A 23,379-nucleotide genomic window follows, 5' to 3' on the forward strand; every position below is an offset into this window, starting at 1 on the left:
AAAAAAAGAGAAGTTGCCTTCTCTTTTTTTCGTTATATGCTATATCTATTTAGAACAAAGTTCTTTTAATTTCTGAACAACAAAATCAATCTCTTCTTTTGTATTGTTCTTGCTGAAGGAGAAACGAACCGATGGACGTTTTGGGTCAGCCCCGATACCCGATAACACATGTGAACCGATATCTGAACCCGAACTGCAAGCGCTTCCGCCTGAAGCCGAAATTCCATTGATATCTAGATTGAACAGCAGCATATCTGAAATATTTGTACAAGGAAGGGAAACGTTCAAAACGGTATATAACGATTTGCTAGCTTCTGTTACACCATTAAATCGAACATCAGGAATCTCATTTAGCAAAGATTCTTTCATATAGTCTTTTAAACTTTGAATGTAATTTTGGTGCTCTTCCATTTCTTCGTAAGAAATTTCTAAGGCTTTCGCCAGACCAACGATTCCGTACACATTTTCAGTTCCTCCGCGCATATTTCGTTCCTGAGCACCTCCATAAATCATCGGTTTGATTTTATTTTTGCCATTCACATATAAAAATCCGACACCTTTTGGCCCGTGAAATTTATGGCCTGCACCAGTGATGAAATCTATTTTTAGAGTGGATAAATCATGCGGATAATGTCCCATTGTTTGCACCGTGTCCGAATGAAATATGGCATTGTATTGTTGACAAAGTTCAGATACTTTCTGCAAATCCGTGATGTTCCCCAGCTCATTATTTGCATGCATAATGGAAACCAATGTTCTTGGGTTTTTAGCAAGTAATTCTTCCAAATGCACCAAATCAATATTTCCTTCGGCATCTACATTCAGAATATCCAAATGGATTTTCCCCAATTTTTCCATTTCCTCTAAAGTATGCAAAACAGCGTGATGCTCAATCGGAGAAGTGATGGCATGAGAAAGTTTAAAATCCTCAATCGAACGGACAATTGCCATGTTGTCGGCTTCTGTTCCTCCAGATGTGAAGAATATCTCTGAAGGCGACGCATGCAATAAATTAGCAATTGTTTTACGCGCTCGCTCGACGATAGATTTAACTTGTCTACCGTGACCGTGGATGGAGGAAGGGTTTCCGAAATTATTCTGTAAAGCGTCTACCATGACCTCGATGACACGTGGGTCAATAGGGGTAGTCGCTGCATTGTCTAAATATACTTGCATGGCTACAAAATTAAAGAAAGATTATGATAATATTATCTTCGAATTATTTTTTGTCGAATTATCAATCCTGCTGATAATAAAGAGATTATGGTAAAAATATAGACTATTAAATCACCCGATTTTGTATAAAATGTCAAATTTTCATTCAGATTGATTTCGTGGGCAAGTGCTGTTGGAACCCACCATTGTGTTTTCGCCACAACATCGCCTCGCTGATTAATAAAAGCTGAAATTCCGGTGTTTGCAGAACGGACGACCCATCTGCGATTTTCTATCGCTCTAAGTTTTGCATACTGCAAATGCTGGTCTTTTCCAGACGTGTTTCCCCACCAGCCGTCATTCGTGACAACAGCGATAAACTGCGCGCCTTTTTTGACATACTGCGCAACATAATCACCCCAAATGGATTCGTAGCAAATCACTGGCGCTACGCCGATTCCGCTTTGCGCATAAAATACTGAAGGTTCATCCTGACTTCCATAACCACCTGTCGTTCCGCCAAAGTGTTTGAATAAAGGTTTTAGGAAAGACAAGGCTTCGCCGAATGGCATCTGCTCCACACCTGGAACAAGTTTGGATTTATGGTAAAACTGCAGTTTCGTAGAGTTATCAATTAAAACCGCCGCATTAAAATTATCAACGAAGACATCCCCATAAGGTCTGGCTGTTTTCGTTTGTGGATTATCATAAATCTGTATGCTTTCTATTCCGGATAATACGCTGCCATTGCGAAAGCTATCCAAAAAATTAACGACCTTGTTGTATGAAGGATGGCTTCTGAAATCTTCTTCATTAATCCAGCTTGAGGAAGAAATTGCAGTTTCAGGCCATAAGAAGAATTCGGTATTTGGTTTCGCAACTGATTTCGACAATTGAATCAACAAATCCAATTGTTCTTCAGCTGGCATGGAAGTGAATTTTTCTGTCGGGTCAATATTGGGTTGCACCGTCACCACTTCCGATGGATTGATGTGTTCTTCATAGGTTGAATATTGAAGAATAGAAATAAATGCCGGAAGAACAACAGCCGATGCAAAAGCAATTGTCAATTTCGTATTGCTAATAGCCGACACTTTGTTTTTCTTCTGCCAATACAGTAAAAATCCTAACACGTTACAAGTCCAAATCCAAAGCGTTCCACCATACACACCTGTATACTCATACCATTGAACTAATTGATGCGTATTCGCAAATCCATTGCCTAACGTCATCCATGGAAAAGCTAAATCCCAAGATTGGTGCAAACATTCATACGCAACCCAAAAGGCAACTAAGCCAACAAAACTAAGTGCAATGCCTTGGCTTTTGCGAAGCTGATAATATAATCGAAATGCAGTAGCCATCAATAAAGGAGCTAGGGCATAAGGAATCAACGAAATCAACAAGGATGGAATTGTTGGAAGAAAAGCATTCATGGAATTAAAGACCCAATAAATGCTCGCGGTATTCCAAACCAATCCAGCTACGAACGTGACTAAAAATATTTTAGCACCTTTTTTATTATAATTTCCACGAATGATATTTTCGACGGAAACCAACAAAGGGACAAAAGCGATTAACAATAAAATCCCTGTAAAAGGCATCGGTGGCCATGCTAACCAAAGTAAAAAGGCACTTAAAAGTGCCAATAAATAATTTGTTCTCACTAATCCTATAATTGGTCTAATAAATCCGATTTCTTGTTTTCATATTCCGCCTGAGTAATGAGCTGTTTGTCATACAATGTTTTTAGCTTTTTCAGCTTCACGGTAATCTCATCGTCTTCCTCTTTAACAGGAGCAGGAGCTGGCGCAGGAGGAATTATTGCCGGCGCGGGCGGAGTTGAAGAATAGCTCGGTGTCGAAGCCTGGAAACTTTCTTCCGACTTGTTCGCTAAGCGTTCGTTCAAAGTTTCTGGTCTTTTTGTTTCTTCATCAAAAAAACTAACACGCTTGATTTGCTCAGGTTCAGTCGCTGGAACAACCGGAGTTGGGGTAGTAGGAGCAGGAGGAGTTGGAGTTGCCTGAAAAGCTGGCTTTTCGGGAGCTTTGATGCCTTCCTTCGCATTGGTTTCTTTTTTCTCCAATGACTCTTTAATCAATTGATATAATTTACGCGCCTGAACTTTAGGAATGTAGTCGATGGTCAAATTTTCCCCCGTAAATGGAATGACCGTAACTTTCGACCCAAAGATTTCTTCTTTAAATGCAATGTCTTTAATATCCGTCCAAGAAAAAATCTCAAAGTTCGTGGCTAAACCCAACTTGGTAAATTCGCACAAAAAGATGCGTTTATTGCTGACCGTGATGCTATCTGGAAGAATAGTCACAGCTGGTTTCTTTTGCAGAGCAATGTAATTGAGCGACTCGCCCGATGTTAGCATGTCAACAATCTTCGCGTAAATCTTTTCGACTACTTTGGAATCTTGTCCATCCTGAATAAATTTATCTATACTCATTTTATGTGTCTTAAAAATGTGTTTCTATTTGTAAATATAGTAATAGTTAACGATGATGTGGAAAAGGATAAAGATTATCCGAATGATAGATTCACACGTTTACCAAGTCCAAATTCGAATATTCTATATAAAGTGGAAAGTTGTATATCGCACTGACCATTTTCTATTCTTGAAATATAACTTTTTTTAGTTCCGATTTTTTCTGCTAATTCTTGTTGAGTCATGTTTGCTTCTTTACGCGCCTCTTTTAGTAGCTCACTTATTATAAAATATTGTGACTTTTCTTCAAACTCGTCTCGTTTTGCTTCGCCAATTTTTCCGTATTTGATGTCTAATAGCTCGTCAAAGTTTCTCGCATCTTTAATCTTGTCTTTCATATCCTGTATTTTTAGATTTGAAGTAGTCTTGTTTCAATTTTATGGCAATTTCAATTTCAGACTTAGGCGTTTTCTGGGTCTTTTTCTGAAATCCATTAAATAGAATAACTAAGTTTCCTTTATCAAAACAGCAAAATATTCTATAAATATTGCTCTCAAATTCAATTCTTATTTCATAAATTCCATCTGTGCCAGTTAAGTGCTTGAGGAATTTTTTTGGAACCACCTGAACCGTTCTGATTATTTTAAAAACATATTCTATTTTTTCCTGCACTTTACTAGACTGTTCTAGGTAAAAGTCTAGAAAAAAATGTTCATAGAATATGATTTTTCTTTCAGGATTCATTGCATAAAGTTAACTTAAAAGTTATCAAATTGCAAAAAACATAATCACTTATTTATCATTCCAAACCTGCTACGCAAAATACAAATTCGCCTTTTAACGTGTTAGATTCAAAATGTTGCTTTAATTCGACCAATGTTCCCCGCACATTTTCTTCGAAGAGCTTACTTAATTCTCTGGAAATCGAAGCTTGGCGGTCTTCACCAAAGTAAGTGATAAATTCCTCCAACGTTTTAAGAACGCGATGCGGTGACTCGTAGAATATCATTGTCCGCTTTTCTTCAGCCAATAGTTTCATTCGCGTTTGTCTTCCTTTTTTAACAGGAAGAAATCCTTCGAAACAAAATCGGTCATTCGGCAAGCCGGAATTTACCAATGCCGGAACAAATGCTGTAGCTCCGGGCAAACATTGCACTTCGTAACCCGCTTTTATTGCTTCGCGAACCAATAAAAAGCCAGGGTCAGAAATTGCAGGCGTGCCTGCATCTGAAATTAACGCAACTTGTTTTCCTTCGCCCAGAAATTTAATAATTTCTGTAACTGCTTTGTGTTCATTGTGCTGATGGTGAGCGAAAACTTTTTTGTCAATGCCAAAATGTTTTAACAATGGCGCACTAGTGCGTGTGTCTTCAGCCAAGATGACATCCGACTCCTTCAACACTCTTATCGCGCGAAAAGTCATGTCTTCTAAATTACCGATTGGCGTAGGGACTAAATAAAGCATGCACAAAGGTAGGAGAATTAACGATTATTCTGAAACCTCCTCATAATCTTCTGCCTTTGGGATTGCCTCCACATAAGCATGCCAGTTTTCTGGGATTGTAACCAACTTTCGTTTTTCAATATCCAGCCAAGCGCCATCGACAGTGACCACAGCAGATTTTACGCCATCTTCCTTGTAAATGATGTGACGGAATGAAAACCGAGAATTTGTGCGATTATACTTTGTTATTTCTACTGTGACGGTAATGAATTCGTCAAGTTTTATTTCTCTAAAGTAAATCAGCTCTTCTCGGAAGAGGATTGGGCCAATGTTATTCAAAGCAAACTCTTCTAGGGATAAACCTGTTTTCTTTAACATATTGCTTCGCGCCTGCGCGCAAAAATCAGCGTAAGCCGAATGCCTTAAATGTCTATTCGCATCAATTTGAGCCCAAAGTACTTGGCCTTCATAAAAAACATTTTCCATATTATAGTTCGGATTGTATCAATCTGTTAATCTGTTCGATTTGTTCTGTACTCAATTTTACATCAGATGCGTGTGCATTAGAAATCGCCTGTTCAGCATTTCTTGCGCCAGCCAATGCGATTGTAATTCCAGGATGGTCAATCGTCCATCGCAAAACCAATTGTGATAAGGTAATTCCATGCTCATCCGCAATCGGTTTTATTTTTTTCAAAAATGCATTTGTTCTTTCAATGCTTTCAGGTTTAAAATATTTATACGTAGCGCGATGGTCGCCTTCAGCGAATTGCTGACCATTTTTAATTTTACCTGTTAGCAGTCCGCGTTCCATCGGACTATAAGCCAAGACGCCAATATTATTTGCTTGACAAAATGGAATGTTTTCCAAATCATTATCTCGATTGACCATCGAAAAAGGAATTTGGTTCGAAATAATCGGACAAACTCTTTCTGCTTCAACCAACTGACCTGCGGTATAGTTACAAACGCCTGCGTATCGGATTTTACCGTCTTTAACTAATTGTGCAACAGCTTCAAAACTTTCCTCAATCGGCGTAGTCGTATCTGGCCAATGAATCTGATACAAATCGATGTAGTCTGTTTTCAATCGTTTCAATGATTGCTCGCATTCATAAATAATGGATTCTTTGGAAGCTAGACGATACAAAGTGATGTCTTTACCACTATTGTCTTTGCTTGGTCCCACCAATTCGCCTTGATTCACATCCCAGCGCATTCCAAATTTAGTTAAGATTTGTATTTTATCTCTCGAATGCCCTGCTATCGCTTCAGCAACAATTTCCTCACTAGTGCCTTGTCCATAAACTGGAGCAGTATCTATCGAACTTACTCCCAAATCCAAACTGGCTTGTATGGCTTGAATGGCCTCATTCCGGTCTGTGCTTCCCCACATCCAGCCCCCAGCGGCCCATGCTCCAAATGTAATTGCAGAAACCTTAAGTTCTGAATTACCTAAATATCGATATTCCATACCTTCTTGTTTTTTTATATAAATGTATTAAAAGTTATTTTCGGATTGGTAATAATTAAATCAAAATGTAAAATGGATAAGATTTTAGCTAATCTTATTATAGATGTATAATTTTTCAAAGGGTCGTCCCGCTGGGACTTTAATGACTATATTTCTAGTTTTTACCAAAAGTAAGTCCCTCTGGGACTTATTGCTTATAATTAATCTGTTGCGCTATTTTTGACATTTTTATCTAACAAATCATTAAGGAATTGCCTCTGATAGAAGTTCGTCTCGGACGTTTAGAGTTCGATTAACCTTCTGTTCTATTGTTGAAATTTTCCTCAACAAATCCCGTAGGGATTGCCTTTTGGTAAAAATTGGTAAAATCAACAGAAGTCCTGTAAGGACGACCCTATTTAAAATCATAAAATTCAAAAAGATAATCAGAATTGCATTGAATTTAATAGATGAACAATAATTCAAAATATCCGCCAGAATGCAATTTCTCCGATTGCATTATTATATGTATATCTTAATAATTTCTATTTGACAAAATTTTTAACAAAAGAACTTCTAAATTAAAATGGATAAAGGATACAAATTCTATAAAAATAAATTTATGTATAATTTTTCAGAGGGTCGTCCCTCTGGGACTTCAATGCCAATATTTTCAATTTTTACCAAAAGTTAGTCCCGCTGGGACTTATTGCTTACAATTAATCTGTTGTTCGGGATGCAGTTTGTTAGAATTTCGATGGGAACTTAATGCTTAAAACTAATCTTCCTATCTAATTTCGACATTTTTTCTAAAAAATCCCGTAGGGATTGCCTTTTGGTAGAAAATTGGTAAAATCAATAGAAGTCCAGTAGGGACGACCCTTATTTAAAATCATAAAATTCAAAAAGATAATCAGAATTGTAATCTATTTTATAGTTGAGCATCAATTCAAAATATTCGTCTTTAAATGAACGCTTGCGATGATGAGTTTCCTGATTTAGAATGTATTTAATGACCCTATCCCGTTGAGAGCGCGAATTAGAAAATGCACCATATCCTTCTTGCCATCGAAATCTTCCTTTTATAAATCGATTATCATTTATCCATTTAGAGGATGTTGATTTTAGATCGCGTACAATATCTGATATCCTTTTGGAACGAGGAAGTTCAAAAAACACATGAACATGGTCAAGCCATCCCCCAATTGCCATCACATAGATATCATCGTTCTTTAAAATCCCATACATATATTTAAATAATTGATCTCGGAAATGATCTAGAATAATATTCTCTCGACCCTTTACAGCAAAAACGCAGTGAATGTTTATTTGCGAATATGTGTTTGACATTGGTGTTATTTATCATTGAGATGCTTTCTTAAAATTAATAAAGATTTCATAAAATTGAAAGTTTATTCAAAATGCAATACCTCCGATTGCATTATTATATCATAAGTAGATTTTACTAATTTCTATTTGACAAAATTTTTAACAATTGTACTTTTAAATTAAAATGTAAAGGATACAAATTCTATAAAAATAAATTTATGTGTAATTTTTCAGAGGGTCGTCCCGCTGGGACTTTAATGCCTATATTTTTAGTTTTTACCAAAAGTTAGTCCCGCTGGGACTTATTGCCTACAATAAATCTGTTGTTCTATTTTTGACATTTTTTTCTAACAAATGATGTTCGGGATACCGTTTGTTAGAATTTCGATGGGAACATATTGTTTATAATTAATCTGTTGTTCTATTTTTGATATTTTTGTCTAACAAATCATGTTCGGGATGCCGTTTGTTAGAATTTTCGATGGGAACATATTGCTTATAATTAATCTTCTGTTCTATTTTTGATATTTTGTTCAAGTAAATCCTTTTGAAATTGTTGTTTGGTATAAATTCCTCTCTGAAACTTTATTGCTTATCATTTTCCTAAATCTTGCTCAACAAATCCCGTAGGGATTGCCTTTTGGTAAAAATTGGTAAAATCAACAGAAGTCCTGTAAGGACGACCCTATTTAAAATCATAAAATTCAAAAAGATAATCAGAATTGCATTGAATTTAAAAGATGAACAATAATTCAAAATATCCGCCAGAATGCAATTTCTCCGATTGCATTATTCTATCATAAGTAGATTTTACTAATTTCTATTTGACAAAATTTTTAACAATTGTACTTTTAAATTAAAATGTAAAGGATACAGATTCGATAATAATAAATTTATTTGTAATTTTTCAAAGGGTCGTCCCGCTGGGACTTTAATGCCTATATTTTTAGTTTTTAACAAAAGTTAGTCCCGCTGGGACTTATTGCTTACAATAAATCTGTTGCGCTATTTTTGACATTTTTATCTAACAAATCATGTTCGGGATACAGTTTGTTAGAATTTCGATTGGAACTTATTGCTTATAATTAATCTTCTGTTCTATTTTTGATATTTTGTTCAATAAATCCTTTTGAAATTGTTGTTTGGTATAAATTCCTCTCTGAAACTTTATTGCTTATAATTTTCCTGCATCTTGCTCAACAAATCCCGTAGGGATTGCCTTTTGGTAAAAATTGGTAAAATCGATAGAAGTCCCGTAGGGACGACCCTATTTAAAATCATAAAATTTAAAAAGATAATCAGAATTGCATTGAATTTGATAGATGAACAATAATTCAAAATATCCGCCAGAATGTAATTCTCCAACTGTATTATTATATCATATGTAGATCTTTCTAATTTCTATTTGACAAAATTTTTAACAAAAGAACTTCTAAATTAAAATGGATAAAGGATACAAATTCTATAAAAATAAATTTATGTATAATTTTTCAGAGGGTCGTCCCTATGGGACTTTAATGCCTATATTTTTAGTTTTTACCAAAAGTTCGTCCCGCTTGGACTAAATATGATATGGTGTTAATGTTTCTAACATTATGTTGTAGCCTTACGAATTTCCCTTAATAATCACTTAATGATATCATAATCAGTTTATTATTTCCTGCATCAAAAATTTATTGCCAACTCAAAAAACGGGTCAAATTGGGTTTGACTTTTTAACTAGCCTATTCTATTCAAATAAAATTCTTCGAGTGAAATCCAGGCGCAATCTTTTTACGTATATCATTTGAAAAGACCGAAAAATTTAGTTCAAAGCATGGCATTTTTTTACAGAAGGTTTTTACTCCTATTCGTTCTCCTCCTAGCGCTTGCAGGAAGGGTTTCAACCTACGCTATGCCTTTTCAGAAAATATCCCAAGAATTTTTCCATGTTGATATAGAACAGAATTCAGAATCTTCAGAGAATCCAAATCCATCGGAGGAAAAAAGCAAGATGTCTGATTTTTTATTTGCGGACTTATACAACTTTGGTTTTGTCGATGACAATGGCAATAAGAGCCATTTTTTATCCCCAAATTTCAATTTAATGCATTCCTATCTGCAAACTCCTGAACAGCCACCTAAATAAAAACGGCTTTCTATTCTTTAAAAAAACACCATTTCTTACATAATTAAAAATAAAACTATGATTAAATTTAAACACCTTATGATGGCGACGCTTTGCGCTATTGTAATCCCATTATTATTCTCGGCCTGCAAAAAAGACAAGGAAAATGACCTAGAAATGTTAACTCCGGGTCCTGATTTAAACTTTTACGCGCTTACTGCCGATAACAAGCTTTTATTGATTAACGCGAAAAATCCTTCCTCCGCCATGGAAACTGCATCCATTTTTGGCTTGCAAACTGGCGAGAATATCTTAGGAATTGATTTTCGCCCAGCGACAGGACAGCTCTACGGAGTCGGAAGCAGTAGCCGCATCTATGTGATTGACCCTAAATCCGGAGCAGCAAGGTCCATTTCGGCAGCAGCATTCACGCCTGAATTAAGTGGAACGTCTGTAGGATTTGATTTTAACCCAACGGTCGATCGGATCCGTTTGGTAAGCGATGCAGGTCAAAATTTGCGGTTAAACCCAGAAACCGGAACTGTTGCTGCTACAGACTTGAACATTAATGGCGTTACCAATGCCAAAGTAACTTCCGTTGCTTATACCCAAAATAAGGCTGGCGCTACAGCTACCGTTTTGTATGACATTGATGCAACGACTGACAAACTTTACAAACAAGACCCACCGAATGATGGTAAACTGGTTGAAGTTGGAAGTTTGGGCCACGATGTCGAAGAAGCTGGTGGTTTTGATATCAATCCGGATGGAACTGCTGCGCTTGCAGCTTTAAGCGTTGCAGGTAAGCAAGCTTTGTACGCCATAGATATCAACTCAGGTAAAGCGGCAAAAATCGGAAATTTGCCGGCAAATGTAACTGGCTTGGCTATTCCAACGGAACCCGTTGCTTATGCTGTTTCGACTACGAATGAATTATTGATCTTTAACCCGATGGCTGCTACGCCGATGATTAGCGTTAAAGCCATTTCAGGAATTCAAACTGGCGAAAGTATTTTAGGAATAGATTTCCGTCCGCTAAATGGACAACTTTATGCTTTAGGCAGCACAAGTCGTATTTATACAATTAATGCTTCTTCTGGTGTGGCTGCTGCTGTTGGAACTGCTCCGCTTGCGACATTGTTGAACGGTACACAATTTGGCTTCGATTTTAATCCAACGGTCGATCGCATTCGAATTGTTAGCAATTTGGGTCAAAACCTTAGAGTAAATCCAGCTGATGGAACGTTAACCGTTGATGGCAATATAACACTGGCGACTGCAAACGTAAGTGGCGCAGCTTACACCAATAATTTTGCTGGTGCAACCACTACAGTTTTATACGATATAGATTCAGCTGGCGATAGATTATATAAACAAGATCCACCAAATAACGGAACCTTAGTTGATGTTGGCGCATTAGGCATCAATGTAGAATCAAACAACGGGTTTGATATCGGTGGTACAAGTGGCTTAGCTTATGGCTTATTTACTGTAGGCGGAGTACAAAAAATATATAGTGTAAACTTAACAACTGGCGCTGCTACTGCTGGTCCAACTGTTGCTAATCCAGCAAGAGGTTTTGCCTTGGGATTGGGCTTTTAAGAAACACGCAAAAAAAAATTGAGGCTGTTTATTGGTAGATTTTCCATTAAACTTGTCGAATCGAGCTTGTCGAAACGCAATAGAATCAATTGATAAAAGCTTTCGACAGGCTTAGTATAACGATGATTTCTAGAGCTTTTCTTTCTATCGTAAAAGACCTCATAGCGTTTTTGTAGTCATCACCCAATTCAAGAGGCTGTATCAAAAGTAAAATTGAAGTTGGCTTTACAAAATAAAATTTGGCCATCAGATTAAGGTGACTGTTTACAAAGAAAAAACGGGCAATTTTCACATCGAAAATTGCCCGTTTTACTAACTTTAATCATTTGCTCAAAACTTAATTTGGCAAAAGATGTTCAAAATTGATTTATGATACAGCCTCATTGTTTATAAGCATTGGCTTTAGTCAATTCATCTGCTTTTATGCGCAAGGTGATAAATAAACCTTCCTTAACATTTAAATAACATTCCAGTAATCTTTAGCTAAAGTTCAGTTAATAGGTTTGCATAAATTATTAAGCAAATTCTAAAAATGAAACATTACCTGTTGATTCTACTATTGCTTATAAGCAGCAGCTTATTTGCACAGAACACCATTTTAAAAGGCAAAATTCTCGACGGTTCGGATAAATTTTCGCTTCCAGGGGCGACGTTGAAAATCGACGAAGGTAATCGCTATACGATTTCAGACGCAACTGGTAATTTCGAATTCTTAAATATTCCAGAAGGAACATATACGTTGCATGTGGATTATTTAGGTTATTCACACTATACACAAAAAGTAACGGTAAGCAGAAGCAACAACAGACCTGTTGAAATTATCTTATCTCCAGCGAGCAATGACCTAGAAGAAGTTCAGGTTATTGGCGATATCGCTAAAGGTCAGGCTAAAGCGTTGAACCAACAACGCAATAACAGCAACATCAGCAACATTATTTCTTCAGACCAAGTAGGCCGTTTTCCGGACCAGAATATTGGCGATGCATTAAAGCGCGTTCCCGGCATTACGATGCAGAATGACCAAGGTGAGGCGCGTAACATTATTATTCGAGGACTTTCTCCGGAATTGAATTCGGTTTCCCTAAACGGCGACCGCATTCCATCTGCCGAAGGCGACAACAGAAATGTACAGATGGATTTGATTCCTTCAGAAATGATTTCTTCTATCGAAGTCAATAAAACATTAACTCCAGATATGGATGCGGATGCGATTGGTGGTTCGGTTAATTTAGTAACACGGGCAACTCCGAACCAACAACGTATCTCAGCTACTTTGAGCGGTGGCTATGCGCCGATTCGTGGCAAAGGGCTTTACAACGGCGCCTTTATTTATGGAAATCGCTTTGCTGAAAACAAAATCGGTTTGGTGTTGAGCGGTACAATTCAATCACAAAACTTTGGTTCGGATAATATTGAAGCCGTTTGGAAACGAAATGATGATGGTTCAGCTTTTGTTGAAGAAATGGATATTCGCAAATACGACGTGCAACGTATACGTCGCAGTTTTTCATTATCTACGGATTATGAAATCAATTTAAGAAACCGCTTAGAATTCAACGCTATCTACAACTGGCGCGATGACCGCGAGAACAGATACCGTTTGCGCTACACGGATTTGGAATGGGATGATGCAGAAAACGGGTATGTTGGAAGTATCCGCAGACAAACGAAAGGCGGTATCGATAACAGCACAAATAACAATACGCGTCTGGAAAGACAAGAGGTCTACAATTTCTCACTAAAAGGGGAGCACCTATTGTCATCAAAATTTGATATGGATTGGGCAGCGAGCTATTCTAAAGCTTCCGAGAAACGTCCGAATGAGCGCTACATCGAGTATGAACAAGAAGATGTTGTTTTAGGCCAGAATTTGAGCAACACCCACCTTCCGCTTATTTTGGATAACTATACAAATTATGCTGACTTCGAATTGAGAGAGATTTCTGAGAACAATGATTATACTTCGGAAGACGAATTTGGTTTCAAATTAAATTTCCGCTTTCCATTATCTGTTATTGATGGGCAGAAAGGACGCTTCCGTTTTGGTACTCGTTTCAGAGCGAAGCAAAAGGAGCGCAATAACATGTGGTACGAATATTCTCCAGTAGGTGATTTTGGTAATTTGGCTTCAGTTCCTAACGTGACTTGGCCAAATAATTTCAGCCAAGGGTCGCAATACAACCCAGGAGCTTTTGTCGATAAGGCATATTTGGGTGGATTGGATTTGACAAACACATCACAATTTGAAAGCGAAGCAATTCCTTCAGAATACTTGACGCTTAATTACAAAGCGAAAGAATACATTACAGCAGGATATGTTCGCTGGGACCAAAACTTTTCAGAGAAAACTTCCATGATTTTGGGTGCGCGTGTGGAACATACTAAAATCGACTACACTGGAAATTACATCGAAGATGAAGATGATTTAGTTGGTGAGGTGAATAATAAAAATGATTACATCAATATCTTGCCTAGTATCAGTTTCAAACATGATGTAACTAAAAACTTTATCTTAAGAGCTGCGGTTACGACTTCATTAGCACGTCCAAATTATTATGCATTGGCTCCGTTTGTAAGCTCGATGCCTAGTGACCAAGCTTTGTCGGCTGGTAATCCAAACTTAAAAGCAACGTATGCAACAAATGTTGATTTTATGCTGGAAAATTATTTCCAAAATGTTGGTTTATTCTCCGCAGGAGTGTTCTATAAAAACCTGCAGAATTTTATTTACAAATACAGTGACATCAATTACAATGCGGAGAAGTTTGCGAATGACTTTCCAGACATCAACAATCCTATTCCGACAGGAGACGTTTGGGAATTCGACCAGTTCCGTAATGGGGACAAAGTAGATGTGTACGGATTGGAAGTTGCTTTCCAACGTCAGCTGGATTTCTTGCCAGGAAAATTCCTGAAAGGTTTTGGTATTTACACAAACTATACCTTCACTGCTTCTAAAGCGAAAGGAATTACGAATGATGATGGTGAAGAACGCGATGGTTTAGGTTTGCCTCGTACGGCTCCACACATGTTCAACGGGTCTATTTCTTGGGAGAACAACAAATTTTCGGCACGTATCTCTGGTAACTTTACTTCTGCATACTTGGATGAAATCGGAGCGGATGATTTTACAGACAGCTACTACGACAAACAATTTTTCTTGGACGCAAATGCCTCTTATAAAATCACGAAACAGTTGCGCATATTTGCTGAAGCAAATAATTTGACGAATCAACCGTTACGTTATTATCAAGGCGATGTGAATCGCATGATGCAACTGGAATATTACCAACCTCGTTATACATTAGGACTTAAATTTGATTTATAATACATAACCATGAATTACTCACTCACTAAAAATTCAGCATCCGTACTTGTCGCAGGCTTAATTGTTGCGCTAGGTTTGCAAGGATGCGATAGCAAATTGGCTCCGGTAGCCAAAGATGCACTGCCTCCAACCATCGTGACGGAAGCTTTGCCCAATGATACCGATGACCCTGCGATTTGGATTAATCCAAATGATTCAACAGAAGTATTGATTGTCGGAACAGACAAGCATGAAAAAACTGGTGGATTGTATGTCTTTAATTTAGAAGGAAAGATTGTCAACAAGGTAACACCTTTGGACCGCCCCAACAATGTGGATATTGCTTATGGCTTACTGATTGACGGCGTTAAGACGGATATTGCGGTAACGACCGAACGAGGAACCAATAAAATCAGGATTTACGCATTGCCATCCATGAAAGAAATTGATAATGGTGGCATTGAAGTATTTGTTGGCGAAACTGAACGTCAGCCAATGGGGATTTCCTTGTACACGCAAAAAGATAGTTTAGGAAATAAAATTTATGCAATCGTTGGCCGTAAGAATGGCCCGGTTGATGGCTATTTATTTCAATATGAATTGACAGGAAATCAAGGCGCTGTGGAAGCGAAATTGGTTCGTCAATTTGGAAAATACAGCCAAAAGAAAGAAATCGAAGCCATCGCTGTTGATAATGAATTGGGCTTTGTGTATTACTCTGACGAGAATGTCGGCATGCGCAAATATTATGCTGACCCAGCCAAAGGCAATGAAGAATTGGCTTTCTTTGGACAGAAAGATTTTAAATCGGATAATGAAGGGATTGCTATTTATAAATCAACGGATTCTACAGGGTATATTTTTGTTTCCAACCAACAAGATAACTCGGTGAATGTGTATCCTCGCGAAGGCGATGCAGAAAACCCGAACTCGTACACGTTAATTAAACGCATCCCGATTTCAACGATTGAATGTGATGGAATGGATGCGACTTCCGCTAACCTTGGTCCTAAATTTCCGAAGGGAATGTTAGTTGCGATGAGCAACGGTATGGTTTTCCATTATTATGATTTTAGAGAGCTGGAAGAGCTGATTAAAAAGTAACAAGCGGTAGGCGGTAGGCTTTAAGCTTTAGGCTGATAGAAAAAAGTAAAATGCGTGATGCCGATAAGGCTCACGCATTTTACTTTTTATGTGTTTGCGTTTAACCTGAATTAATTTGGAGCAGAATACCCGTAAGCTCTTTTAATCTCGTCAAACGTTCCGCCACTTTCACGTAGAAAAGTCAGGTTATAGCCTTCAGCACCGAATTCGGAAATCACTAATTCTATCCGGTCTCCGTTTGCCAATATGCTTTCGATTTGGAAATAATCCATGCCAAATTCTCCGCCATCATCTACGCTCCAGGTACTTATCTCATCGTATAATGCTGGGAATTCTTTAATCAATATTTTATCTGGAGAACTATAGACTAGAATCGCTAGGGCAGAATCTTGCTCCACTTCAAATTCAATTAGTTTAATCAAGGTATTATTTGGTAGAAAGGCAATGGTCTTTTGATTTTTAACTTTACGCTGATATTTTGCGGGCAAGTTCAATTCTTCTTTTTGAGTGTTTTTATTTTCTAAATCAAAAGGAATTATCGAGCGTTTTGATAAAAAGGATGGATTGACAAGCAAAGCAAAATCACTTTGGGAGCTATTTTTTTCCAATGAAAAATAATGTCCTGCGACATAATCAAAATTAGCTTCGGTTTGCCTTCCGTTATCGAGCACTTCATTTTGCTTTTGAAAATGAGCGTACTTCGCTTTTACTAACTGATTGGCAATGATTGCTTCGGTTAAATATGCTGGATGTTGAATCGAATCATCCGTGTCCAAAAGAATCACAGCGTTTTTGGCTTCATTTAAGAATCCAAATTCTAGAAGTTCTTCTCTAGAATTTGCAAGCGTATCTGGCTTAGTCAGTTCATTCTCCACAGATTTGTTTTTAGTTTGTTGCTGACAAGAAATCAGCAAAACCATTAGTCCGCCAAACAGATAATTCAACTTATTCATAGACCAAAAATACAATTTTGAATTTCTTTTTATGGATTTTGAATAAATAGTTCATCATGATAGAAAGCGCTAGTTTATACACCTTAAATATCATTATCATGAGTTCAAAATTGAATATTTTCGAGAAAGAATGGCTGGATGTCGTTTTTGAATCTAGAAACAAAGAGTATGGCGCATACGAATTGCGCAAAATGAGTTCGACGGCCACAAACAAAGCTATGGTCACTGTTTTTTTTGTTGTTTTGCTGTCCGTAGTTGGAAAATTCGCTTATGACCAGCGACCGAAAGAGGCTTTTCAAAGCACCATAGTTGATTTGACGCCCGTTACGCCTGAAAATTTGATTGAAAAAGAGGAGATAGAGGAAATCATTGAGCCTTTGCCTGTTGAGAAACAAGCACCACAGCAAATCGCTCAAGACCCACCGGCGATGGAATTAGTCCGTTTTCCGGATGTGGATATCGTAGATAAGAATAAGGTGACTGAAGAACTTGTTACGCAAGATGACCTGAAAGGGGATAAAACACCGGCTCGCATCACTTTAAAATCTGTAAAAGGCGGAGCGTACGTCGCTCAGGGAGAATTTGGTCCTACCAAAAAGCTGGGAGAAATTACCGGAACAGCAAATGGTGATATTAACGGGACAAAAGGAGACGAAATTTTCTCTAGCGTCGAAATTATGCCACAACCAGTAGGAGGTATGCCGGCTTTTATTCAGTGGGTTTCTAGAAACTATCAGTATCCGCAATCAGCTATCGATAACGGTGTGAAAGGTGTTGTTCAGGTTAGTTTTGTTGTCGAGAAGGACGGCACGTTGACAGATATCCAAGTGAAAAGTGATATCGGCTACGGAAGCGGAGAAGAGGCTGTCAAGTTGCTGAAAAAAGCCAAAAAGTGGAAGCATGGTATCCAAAACGGAGTTCCCGTTCGGGTTTCTTATACGATGCCGATTCGATTGAGTACGATATAAGGCATCTTGCTAGATAAGAGAATTAAATGCCTGCCGTAGCTACAAGCCAAATATTTTATATTGTTTTAAAATAAATTGTTGCGTACCTACGGCACGCTGATTTTACTGCACATTCTTCTCCTACAAACATTTTGGCTACAAATATTTTGGCTACCAATATTTTGCTCCTACGGAGCAATCTCATCTCTAATAGTTATTTCATGTGCCGTAGGCACAACCGCTTTATAGAGAAAATTCCAGCATAATTTGTTGTGCCGTAAGTACTACCCATTTCTGATAGGGTGCGTACCTACGGCACGCAATTATCAATGAAATTACAAGACTACAAAGCGGTAACTCCTACGGAGCAATAGCTATTTCATTTAGCCAATATGAAAATCTCTCTATGCTAGAATGTTAAATTCTGCACCCAAAACTTTGGAAAGTCAGTGACAGCAAAGAGCTGATTGCTCCGTAGAAAAAAGAAGTAAAGCGAAGATTATAGCCTCGTTAGAGGCTAAATGTTTGTAGAAATAATTAAGGGAATTAGATGCGTGCCGTAGGTACGCAACCAAATCATAAAGATTTTAAACGGTTTTAAAATAAATCTTTGCTTACTGCTTTTTGCTGAATTGAACTTATTCCTGCTGTAACCAATTAAATTTTTCGTCTTTCCAAAAGATAAATCCACCGCCACAAGATTCCGGAGCATGTACGAAAATCGCATTGTAGGTCAGATATACTTTCTCTTCTTCGGGAACATCTTCAAGACTTCGAAAATCATCTTCATAATTTGACCATAACACTTCGCCAGCTTTTACCTTCTCAAAGTCGCCAATCCAGCTATAATCGGATTCAAATTCACCATCTTCGCCAAGGATATGGACATTCTTTCCATTTTTAGAGAAGTCGATGAGACTTAATTTAACGGAATCTTGTCGCTGAATCAAAATCGCTACGTCTTGAATCCCATCTCCAAAAAAGTCTCCTTCCAAATAATAAGGCTTATGTTTGCTGTACACCTGGAAATCTCTTAATTCAGGAAACTCATGGACTAATGTTTTAAATTCATCAAGTTTTTGAATCGCTAGTTGATTCGAATCGACATCAGCAAGAATGGGTTCTTCTTGCTTCGCAATGGAATCAGCAAGAACAACAGATTTATTCGCGTCTACTTCTTTAGAGCTGGTCGTACAGCTCATTATTCCCAAACTCGCAATTAGTAGTATACCTATTTTAATCATTGATAAAGAATTTACAAAACCTAACCAACGTGGACAGATTTTTTAATTTATAATACAGACGCTAAAACTTCATGTTCTGAATTCGGATAGCGTTTAAGATGGCTAATAAAGCAACACCAACATCTGCAAAAACTGCTTCCCACATATTGGCAATTCCGCCAGCGCCCAAAATTAACACAATCACTTTAACTATAAAAGCCAAAGAAATATTTTGAATCACAATCTTTTTAGTCTCTTTTCCAATCCGAATCGCCATCGGTATTTTCAATGGATTGTCATCTTGAATCACCACATCCGCCACTTCAATCGTCGCATCCGAACCCAAACCACCCATCGCAATGCCGACATCGCTCAGCGCAACAACCGGTGCATCATTGACACCGTCACCAACAAATGCGACAGAGCCATTCTGCAATTTGATTTCTTTGACTTTGCTGACTTTATCTTCTGGCAACAAATCGCCATAGGCATTATCCAAGCTTAATTGCCGAGCGACTTCATTGACCACCGTTGATTTATCACCGCTCAACATCGTACATTTCACGCCCAATTGATGCAATTCTTCAATCGCAGAATTAGAGCTTTCTTTGATGCGGTCGGCAATGCTCATGTAACCCGCAAATTTTCCGTCATAAGCAATCGCAATGACCGTATTGACCAGCTTATTGATGTCAACAGAATAGGAAATTGCAAAAGAGTCCATTAGTTTAAAATTCCCAACTAACAGTTCTTTTCCATTGATTTGCGCTTTTAATCCATTGCCTGGAATTTCTTCTACCTGTTCTAAATGAATAGCGGAGTCCACTTCACCGACATAGTGATGTATAGCTGTCGCAATGGGATGCGTGCTTTTGCTTTCCAATGCATTGACATAGCTTAAGATTTCTTTCTGATTCACATCAGACTCAAATAGAACTTCTTGGACTTCAAAAACGCCTTCGGTCAACGTGCCGGTTTTGTCCATCACGACATTCTTAATCTTCGCCAAAATGTCTAGAAAATTACTTCCTTTGACTAGGATTCCATGTTTACTGCCGGCTCCGATTCCGCCAAAATAACCTAAAGGAATGCTAATCACCAACGCACAAGGACATGAAATTACTAAAAATACCAAAGCACGATATAGCCATTCGCTAAACAGGTAATCAGAAACAAAAAAGTAGGGAAGGAGGCAGATTAAGATAGCCAGCAAAACGACTATCGGTGTATAGACTTTTGCAAATTTGCGGATAAATAATTCCGTAGGCGCTTTTTGAGCGGTCGCTTCTTGCACCAATTCCAATATGCGCGAGAGCTTGCTGTCTTTGTAGGCAGTTGTCACAATGACGTCGGACACGGAATTCAGATTTATCATTCCCGCCAAAACTTTTTCGCCTTTGATTTTTGTGTCCGGCTTGCTTTCTCCCGTCAAAGCTGATGTATTAAAACTGCCTTTATCGGAAACTAATTCTCCATCCAAAGCCAGCTTTTCTCCAGGTTTTAATTGGATAACCTCGCCGATACCCACTTGTTCGGCTTTGACCGTTTGAGTCGCATTGTTTTTCAGTATCGTCACTTGGTCTGGACGCTGGTCAAGCAATGACTTGATGTTGCTCTTTGCGCGTTTTACTGCTAGGGTTTGGAACAGTTCGCCAATTGAATAAAACAGCATGACGGCGACTGCTTCGGGATATTCGCCGATGGCGAATGCACCAATCGTGGCGATGCCCATCAAGAAAAATTCAGAAAAAACTTCGCCTTTTCGGATGCTATGCCAAGCTTCTTTTAAAACCGGAAATCCTACCGGAATGTAAGCGATAATATAAAATCCAATTCGTAACCAACCTGTAAACCAATTTTGAGGAACCCAATTGTCGAGACTGATGGCTATCATCAATAATACAAATGACAGAATAGAAGGAACAAATAATTGAAATGTGCTTTTGCCCGAGACGTCATGCGTATGCTCATCATTCGAATGCGAATGGTCTGAAGAACAGCAAGAATCCGAAGATGTGCTTAGCTGTTGGATAGGTTTATCTCTCGTGTAGGTTTGATTTACAATTTCATTAGGTTCCTCTGCCATAATGCGCGATGATGTGAAAATCCAGCTAAATTTGGTCGATGGGTTTTCTTTTGTCTGATTTTATCTGTTTGAAATAACTTGGTGTCAGTCCGGTCACTTTTTTAAATTGATTGCTCAAATGCGCCACGCTCGAATAGCGCAACAAATTAGCAATTTCGCTTAACGTCAATTCATTATACACAATCAATTCTTTCACCCGTTCAATCTTCTGAGCAATAAAGAATTTCTCGATTGATTTGCCTTCAACTTCTGAAAATAAATTGGATAAATAGGAATAATCATGCTGTAGCTTGTCGCTCAGGTAATCCGAAATATTGATGTTTAAATCCAATTTATCTTCATAAATCAACGCAATCAACAGGGATTTTATCTGTTCGATGGTCACGCTTCGCTTATCATCCATCAACTCAAAACCAACGGCAGATAAACTTTCTCTCAAGCTTTCGCGCTGTGGCAAGGTGAGTTCATTGTCCATCTCAACTTCTCCCAAACGGATTGTTGTATAGGCAATTTTTTCCTTTTTTAGGATTTCTTCAACCACCAAAATACAGCGGTTGCATACCATGTTTTTAATATACACATTGGACATACATAAAGGTAGCTAAAATTCAGATAGCATGTGGATGCCTTATATCATCCGATTTTAATAATTCAAAAAGTCGAAATTATGAGAAAGAATATCTTCTTTTAGTTTGATTTCCAATCGGTCGAAGTCTTCTTTTCGAACAACTTCCAAGAAATTTCCTTTGCTTAACAGAATGATTTCGTCGCAGGTGTCTTTCAGCGTGGAAAAAATATGCGAAGCAATCAAAATGGTTTTTGATTTCGCTTTCAACTGCAAAATAAGGTCTGTTAGCACAATGTTGCTCTGCAAATCCAATCCATTAAAAGGTTCGTCCAAAATAAACCAATCGTTATTTTGCGCAAGCACAGCAGTCAAAGCCAATTTCTTTTTCATTCCGGTAGAATATTGGCTGGCAAATTCTTTTAACGGGAGCTGAAACAGATTGAATTTTTCGGCAGAATCGATTTTCCATTTTCGGGCTTCCGCAAGTAACAAAACGTATTCTTCTCCTGTGACTTTTGGCAAGAAAAAAGGTTCGGAAGCTAAATATCCTAAATAGTTTTTCAGCGGAGCTGGATGTTCTTCTATCGCGCCCGAATAATTCTCCAAACCCGCAATGCATCGGAACAAACTCGTTTTGCCAGCGCCATTTTCCCCAACAATTCCATACACTTTACCGTCTTCAAACTGAAAGTTTAAGCTATGCAAGACTTGCTTCGCACCAAATGAAAGAGAAAGGTTTTTTAATTCAATCATAGTATTGATTTCAGATTTTGACTTGCTTTATTGAAATAATAAGGAAATAAGAAAAAGGCCAACGGCAACAACACAATTCCGATACAGAATAAGAGGTATTCAGGAATTTGAATCGCTCGTGGAAAAACGGCGTATTTAACCGTGATAAAAAACGAGATGGCGATACAGCAAATCAGCAAAACGCATAGGCTGAAAATACCATAGCTCGGATAACGGATAATCAGCGCCAATAACATCGGAAAAACAATAGCGGATAATTGAATGCAGGCTCTTTTTAATTTAAACAATAAAAAGTCTTTTGGTTTCATGCTGTAATTCCAGACATAAAATTCCGATTCTGTCAAATCGTAATTTCGAATCTGAGAAAGGCCCGCTAAGGCCATGCACACTAAGCCAAGGTTAAAATTATCAAAAGACAAACCGATGCTGAAGAGGATATACAAAATAAGTAAGGTCGCCCAGTTATTCCTAAATCCGATAATAAATTCAAAAGGTTTCTTCTTAAAAGGAGTGGGAATGGCCTTTTGATTAAATGCCTTTATCTTCAGAAACAGCATCAAAACCGACAAGATTAGAAAACCCGTAGCAACCAAAAACTCAGCATGAATCACTAATAAAATCAGAAACGGACTAGCAAAAAGCAGGTTTTCAATCGCTCGGATTTTATAGTATTCCTTAGTGGGGAATGCGGTTTTTAAAAATTCATTTCGATTATGATTGCTTAAGAAACCCATTATCTGCAAACCAATCAGCGCAACAGCGTAAGGTGCATAAATTGGATAAACAGTAAACAAATAATTCAAGAGAATCAACAACCCAAGTAGGATTAGTCCTGCAAAAAACACAGGAACTCCAGTCTCCTGAATCTGTCGCGACCATAATTGAAATTGTAAGTTTAAATAATATTTCAT

Annotated in this window: 20 protein-coding genes; 5 read left to right on the top strand and 15 right to left on the bottom strand. The window is 37.8% G+C overall.

What is annotated here, in order from left to right; translation table 11 throughout:
* Positions 1-45 precede the first annotated feature (45 nt).
* From C4F49_RS11765 to tnpA, 9 genes are all read right to left on the bottom strand, one after another.
* Positions 46-1,176: a cysteine desulfurase family protein gene (locus tag C4F49_RS11765; protein WP_196936029.1), complete on the bottom strand. Its 1,131-nt coding sequence runs from the start codon at positions 1,174-1,176 to the stop codon at positions 46-48.
* A 32-nt stretch (positions 1,177-1,208) separates the two neighbouring features.
* Entirely contained in the window at positions 1,209-2,822 is a 1,614-nt protein-coding gene (gene lnt / locus C4F49_RS11770) for an apolipoprotein N-acyltransferase (protein ID WP_196936030.1), read from the bottom strand.
* A gap of 5 nt (positions 2,823-2,827) precedes the next feature.
* A complete protein-coding gene (locus C4F49_RS11775) occupies positions 2,828-3,613 on the bottom strand; it encodes a PH domain-containing protein (protein ID WP_196936031.1) in 786 nt (261 codons plus the stop codon).
* 74 nt (positions 3,614-3,687) lie between these two features.
* Positions 3,688-3,990 (bottom strand): helix-turn-helix domain-containing protein, encoded by a 303-nt coding sequence (locus tag C4F49_RS11780; protein ID WP_196936032.1) that lies wholly within the window; start codon positions 3,988-3,990, stop codon positions 3,688-3,690.
* Positions 3,974-4,336 (bottom strand): type II toxin-antitoxin system RelE/ParE family toxin, encoded by a 363-nt coding sequence (locus tag C4F49_RS11785; protein WP_196936033.1) that lies wholly within the window; start codon positions 4,334-4,336, stop codon positions 3,974-3,976. Before C4F49_RS11785 ends, C4F49_RS11780 begins: the two co-directional genes overlap by 17 nt.
* 55 nt (positions 4,337-4,391) lie before the next feature.
* Positions 4,392-5,057, bottom strand: a complete 666-nt coding sequence (gene rsmI / locus C4F49_RS11790; protein WP_196936034.1) for a 16S rRNA (cytidine(1402)-2'-O)-methyltransferase — start codon at positions 5,055-5,057, stop codon at positions 4,392-4,394.
* A 24-nt stretch (positions 5,058-5,081) separates the two neighbouring features.
* Complete coding sequence (locus tag C4F49_RS11795; protein WP_196936035.1) at positions 5,082-5,522, bottom strand: acyl-CoA thioesterase; 441 nt, start codon at positions 5,520-5,522, stop codon at positions 5,082-5,084.
* Between the two features lies 1 nt (position 5,523).
* Positions 5,524-6,510 carry an aldo/keto reductase gene (locus C4F49_RS11800; protein WP_196936036.1) on the bottom strand — a complete coding sequence of 329 codons (987 nt, stop codon included), beginning with the start codon at positions 6,508-6,510 and terminating at the stop codon, positions 5,524-5,526.
* 861 nt (positions 6,511-7,371) lie between these two features.
* A complete protein-coding gene (gene tnpA, locus C4F49_RS11805) occupies positions 7,372-7,839 on the bottom strand; it encodes an IS200/IS605 family transposase (protein WP_196936037.1) in 468 nt (155 codons plus the stop codon).
* Positions 7,840-9,634: 1,795 nt separating this feature from the next.
* Here tnpA and C4F49_RS11810 point away from each other — a divergent pair.
* The 4 genes from C4F49_RS11810 to C4F49_RS11825 all read left to right on the top strand — a co-directional run bounded on the left by C4F49_RS11810 (position 9,635) and on the right by C4F49_RS11825 (position 15,938).
* Positions 9,635-9,946 (top strand): hypothetical protein, encoded by a 312-nt coding sequence (locus C4F49_RS11810; protein ID WP_196936038.1) that lies wholly within the window; start codon positions 9,635-9,637, stop codon positions 9,944-9,946.
* Positions 9,947-10,003: 57 nt separating this feature from the next.
* The gene (locus tag C4F49_RS11815; protein WP_196936039.1) at positions 10,004-11,527 is read left to right on the top strand and encodes a DUF4394 domain-containing protein; all 1,524 of its coding nucleotides are present in this window, start codon (positions 10,004-10,006) and stop codon (positions 11,525-11,527) included.
* A gap of 532 nt (positions 11,528-12,059) precedes the next feature.
* Positions 12,060-14,855, top strand: coding sequence for a TonB-dependent receptor (locus C4F49_RS11820; protein WP_196936040.1), 2,796 nt, complete (start codon positions 12,060-12,062; stop codon positions 14,853-14,855).
* 9 nt (positions 14,856-14,864) lie between these two features.
* On the top strand, positions 14,865-15,938 hold the full coding sequence (locus tag C4F49_RS11825) for a phytase (protein WP_196936041.1): 1,074 nt from the start codon (positions 14,865-14,867) through the stop codon (positions 15,936-15,938).
* Between the two features lie 110 nt (positions 15,939-16,048).
* On the opposite strand, the gene C4F49_RS11830 is transcribed toward C4F49_RS11825, so the two are convergent.
* Complete coding sequence (locus C4F49_RS11830; RefSeq protein ID WP_196936042.1) at positions 16,049-16,891, bottom strand: hypothetical protein; 843 nt, start codon at positions 16,889-16,891, stop codon at positions 16,049-16,051.
* Between the two features lie 56 nt (positions 16,892-16,947).
* Here C4F49_RS11830 and C4F49_RS11835 point away from each other — a divergent pair, with 56 nt between their 5' ends.
* On the top strand, positions 16,948-17,859 hold the full coding sequence (locus C4F49_RS11835) for an energy transducer TonB (protein ID WP_231388294.1): 912 nt from the start codon (positions 16,948-16,950) through the stop codon (positions 17,857-17,859).
* A 617-nt stretch (positions 17,860-18,476) separates the two neighbouring features.
* Here the strand turns inward: C4F49_RS11835 and C4F49_RS11840 are convergent.
* From C4F49_RS11840 to C4F49_RS11860, 5 genes are all read right to left on the bottom strand, one after another.
* Positions 18,477-19,082, bottom strand: a complete 606-nt coding sequence (locus C4F49_RS11840; RefSeq protein ID WP_196936043.1) for a hypothetical protein — start codon at positions 19,080-19,082, stop codon at positions 18,477-18,479.
* A 61-nt stretch (positions 19,083-19,143) separates the two neighbouring features.
* Positions 19,144-21,147 (bottom strand): heavy metal translocating P-type ATPase, encoded by a 2,004-nt coding sequence (locus C4F49_RS11845; protein ID WP_196936044.1) that lies wholly within the window; start codon positions 21,145-21,147, stop codon positions 19,144-19,146.
* 25 nt (positions 21,148-21,172) lie between these two features.
* The gene (locus C4F49_RS11850; protein ID WP_196936045.1) at positions 21,173-21,736 is read right to left on the bottom strand and encodes a helix-turn-helix domain-containing protein; all 564 of its coding nucleotides are present in this window, start codon (positions 21,734-21,736) and stop codon (positions 21,173-21,175) included.
* Positions 21,737-21,790: 54 nt separating this feature from the next.
* Positions 21,791-22,468 carry an ATP-binding cassette domain-containing protein gene (locus tag C4F49_RS11855; RefSeq protein ID WP_196936046.1) on the bottom strand — a complete coding sequence of 226 codons (678 nt, stop codon included), beginning with the start codon at positions 22,466-22,468 and terminating at the stop codon, positions 21,791-21,793.
* Entirely contained in the window at positions 22,465-23,379 is a 915-nt protein-coding gene (locus C4F49_RS11860; protein ID WP_196936047.1) for a Sec62 family protein translocation protein, read from the bottom strand. Before C4F49_RS11860 ends, C4F49_RS11855 begins: the two co-directional genes overlap by 4 nt.

The sequence above is a fragment of the Sphingobacterium hungaricum genome, assembly GCF_015210005.1.
Taxonomy (GTDB): Bacteria; Bacteroidota; Bacteroidia; order Sphingobacteriales; family Sphingobacteriaceae; genus Sphingobacterium; species Sphingobacterium hungaricum.

What these genes read in the sequence shown, in the direction of transcription:
- C4F49_RS11800 (WP_196936036.1), bottom strand. Translation starts at nt 6,510, where the DNA reads ATGGAATATCGATATTTAGGTAATTCAGAACTTAAGGTTTCTGCAATT.
- C4F49_RS11830 (WP_196936042.1), bottom strand. Translation starts at nt 16,891, where the DNA reads ATGAATAAGTTGAATTATCTGTTTGGCGGACTAATGGTTTTGCTGATT.
- C4F49_RS11785 (WP_196936033.1), bottom strand. Translation starts at nt 4,336, where the DNA reads ATGAATCCTGAAAGAAAAATCATATTCTATGAACATTTTTTTCTAGAC.
- rsmI (WP_196936034.1), bottom strand. Translation starts at nt 5,057, where the DNA reads ATGCTTTATTTAGTCCCTACGCCAATCGGTAATTTAGAAGACATGACT.
- tnpA (WP_196936037.1), bottom strand. Translation starts at nt 7,839, where the DNA reads ATGTCAAACACATATTCGCAAATAAACATTCACTGCGTTTTTGCTGTA.
- C4F49_RS11795 (WP_196936035.1), bottom strand. Translation starts at nt 5,522, where the DNA reads ATGGAAAATGTTTTTTATGAAGGCCAAGTACTTTGGGCTCAAATTGAT.
- C4F49_RS11765 (WP_196936029.1), bottom strand. Translation starts at nt 1,176, where the DNA reads ATGCAAGTATATTTAGACAATGCAGCGACTACCCCTATTGACCCACGT.
- C4F49_RS11835 (WP_231388294.1), top strand. Translation starts at nt 16,948, where the DNA reads ATGATAGAAAGCGCTAGTTTATACACCTTAAATATCATTATCATGAGT.
- C4F49_RS11815 (WP_196936039.1), top strand. Translation starts at nt 10,004, where the DNA reads ATGATTAAATTTAAACACCTTATGATGGCGACGCTTTGCGCTATTGTA.
- C4F49_RS11825 (WP_196936041.1), top strand. Translation starts at nt 14,865, where the DNA reads ATGAATTACTCACTCACTAAAAATTCAGCATCCGTACTTGTCGCAGGC.
- C4F49_RS11780 (WP_196936032.1), bottom strand. Translation starts at nt 3,990, where the DNA reads ATGAAAGACAAGATTAAAGATGCGAGAAACTTTGACGAGCTATTAGAC.
- C4F49_RS11840 (WP_196936043.1), bottom strand. Translation starts at nt 19,082, where the DNA reads ATGATTAAAATAGGTATACTACTAATTGCGAGTTTGGGAATAATGAGC.
- C4F49_RS11810 (WP_196936038.1), top strand. Translation starts at nt 9,635, where the DNA reads ATGGCATTTTTTTACAGAAGGTTTTTACTCCTATTCGTTCTCCTCCTA.
- C4F49_RS11845 (WP_196936044.1), bottom strand. Translation starts at nt 21,147, where the DNA reads ATGGCAGAGGAACCTAATGAAATTGTAAATCAAACCTACACGAGAGAT.
- C4F49_RS11855 (WP_196936046.1), bottom strand. Translation starts at nt 22,468, where the DNA reads ATGATTGAATTAAAAAACCTTTCTCTTTCATTTGGTGCGAAGCAAGTC.
- C4F49_RS11820 (WP_196936040.1), top strand. Translation starts at nt 12,060, where the DNA reads ATGAAACATTACCTGTTGATTCTACTATTGCTTATAAGCAGCAGCTTA.
- C4F49_RS11860 (WP_196936047.1), bottom strand. Translation starts at nt 23,379, where the DNA reads ATGAAATATTATTTAAACTTACAATTTCAATTATGGTCGCGACAGATT.
- C4F49_RS11850 (WP_196936045.1), bottom strand. Translation starts at nt 21,736, where the DNA reads ATGTCCAATGTGTATATTAAAAACATGGTATGCAACCGCTGTATTTTG.
- C4F49_RS11775 (WP_196936031.1), bottom strand. Translation starts at nt 3,613, where the DNA reads ATGAGTATAGATAAATTTATTCAGGATGGACAAGATTCCAAAGTAGTC.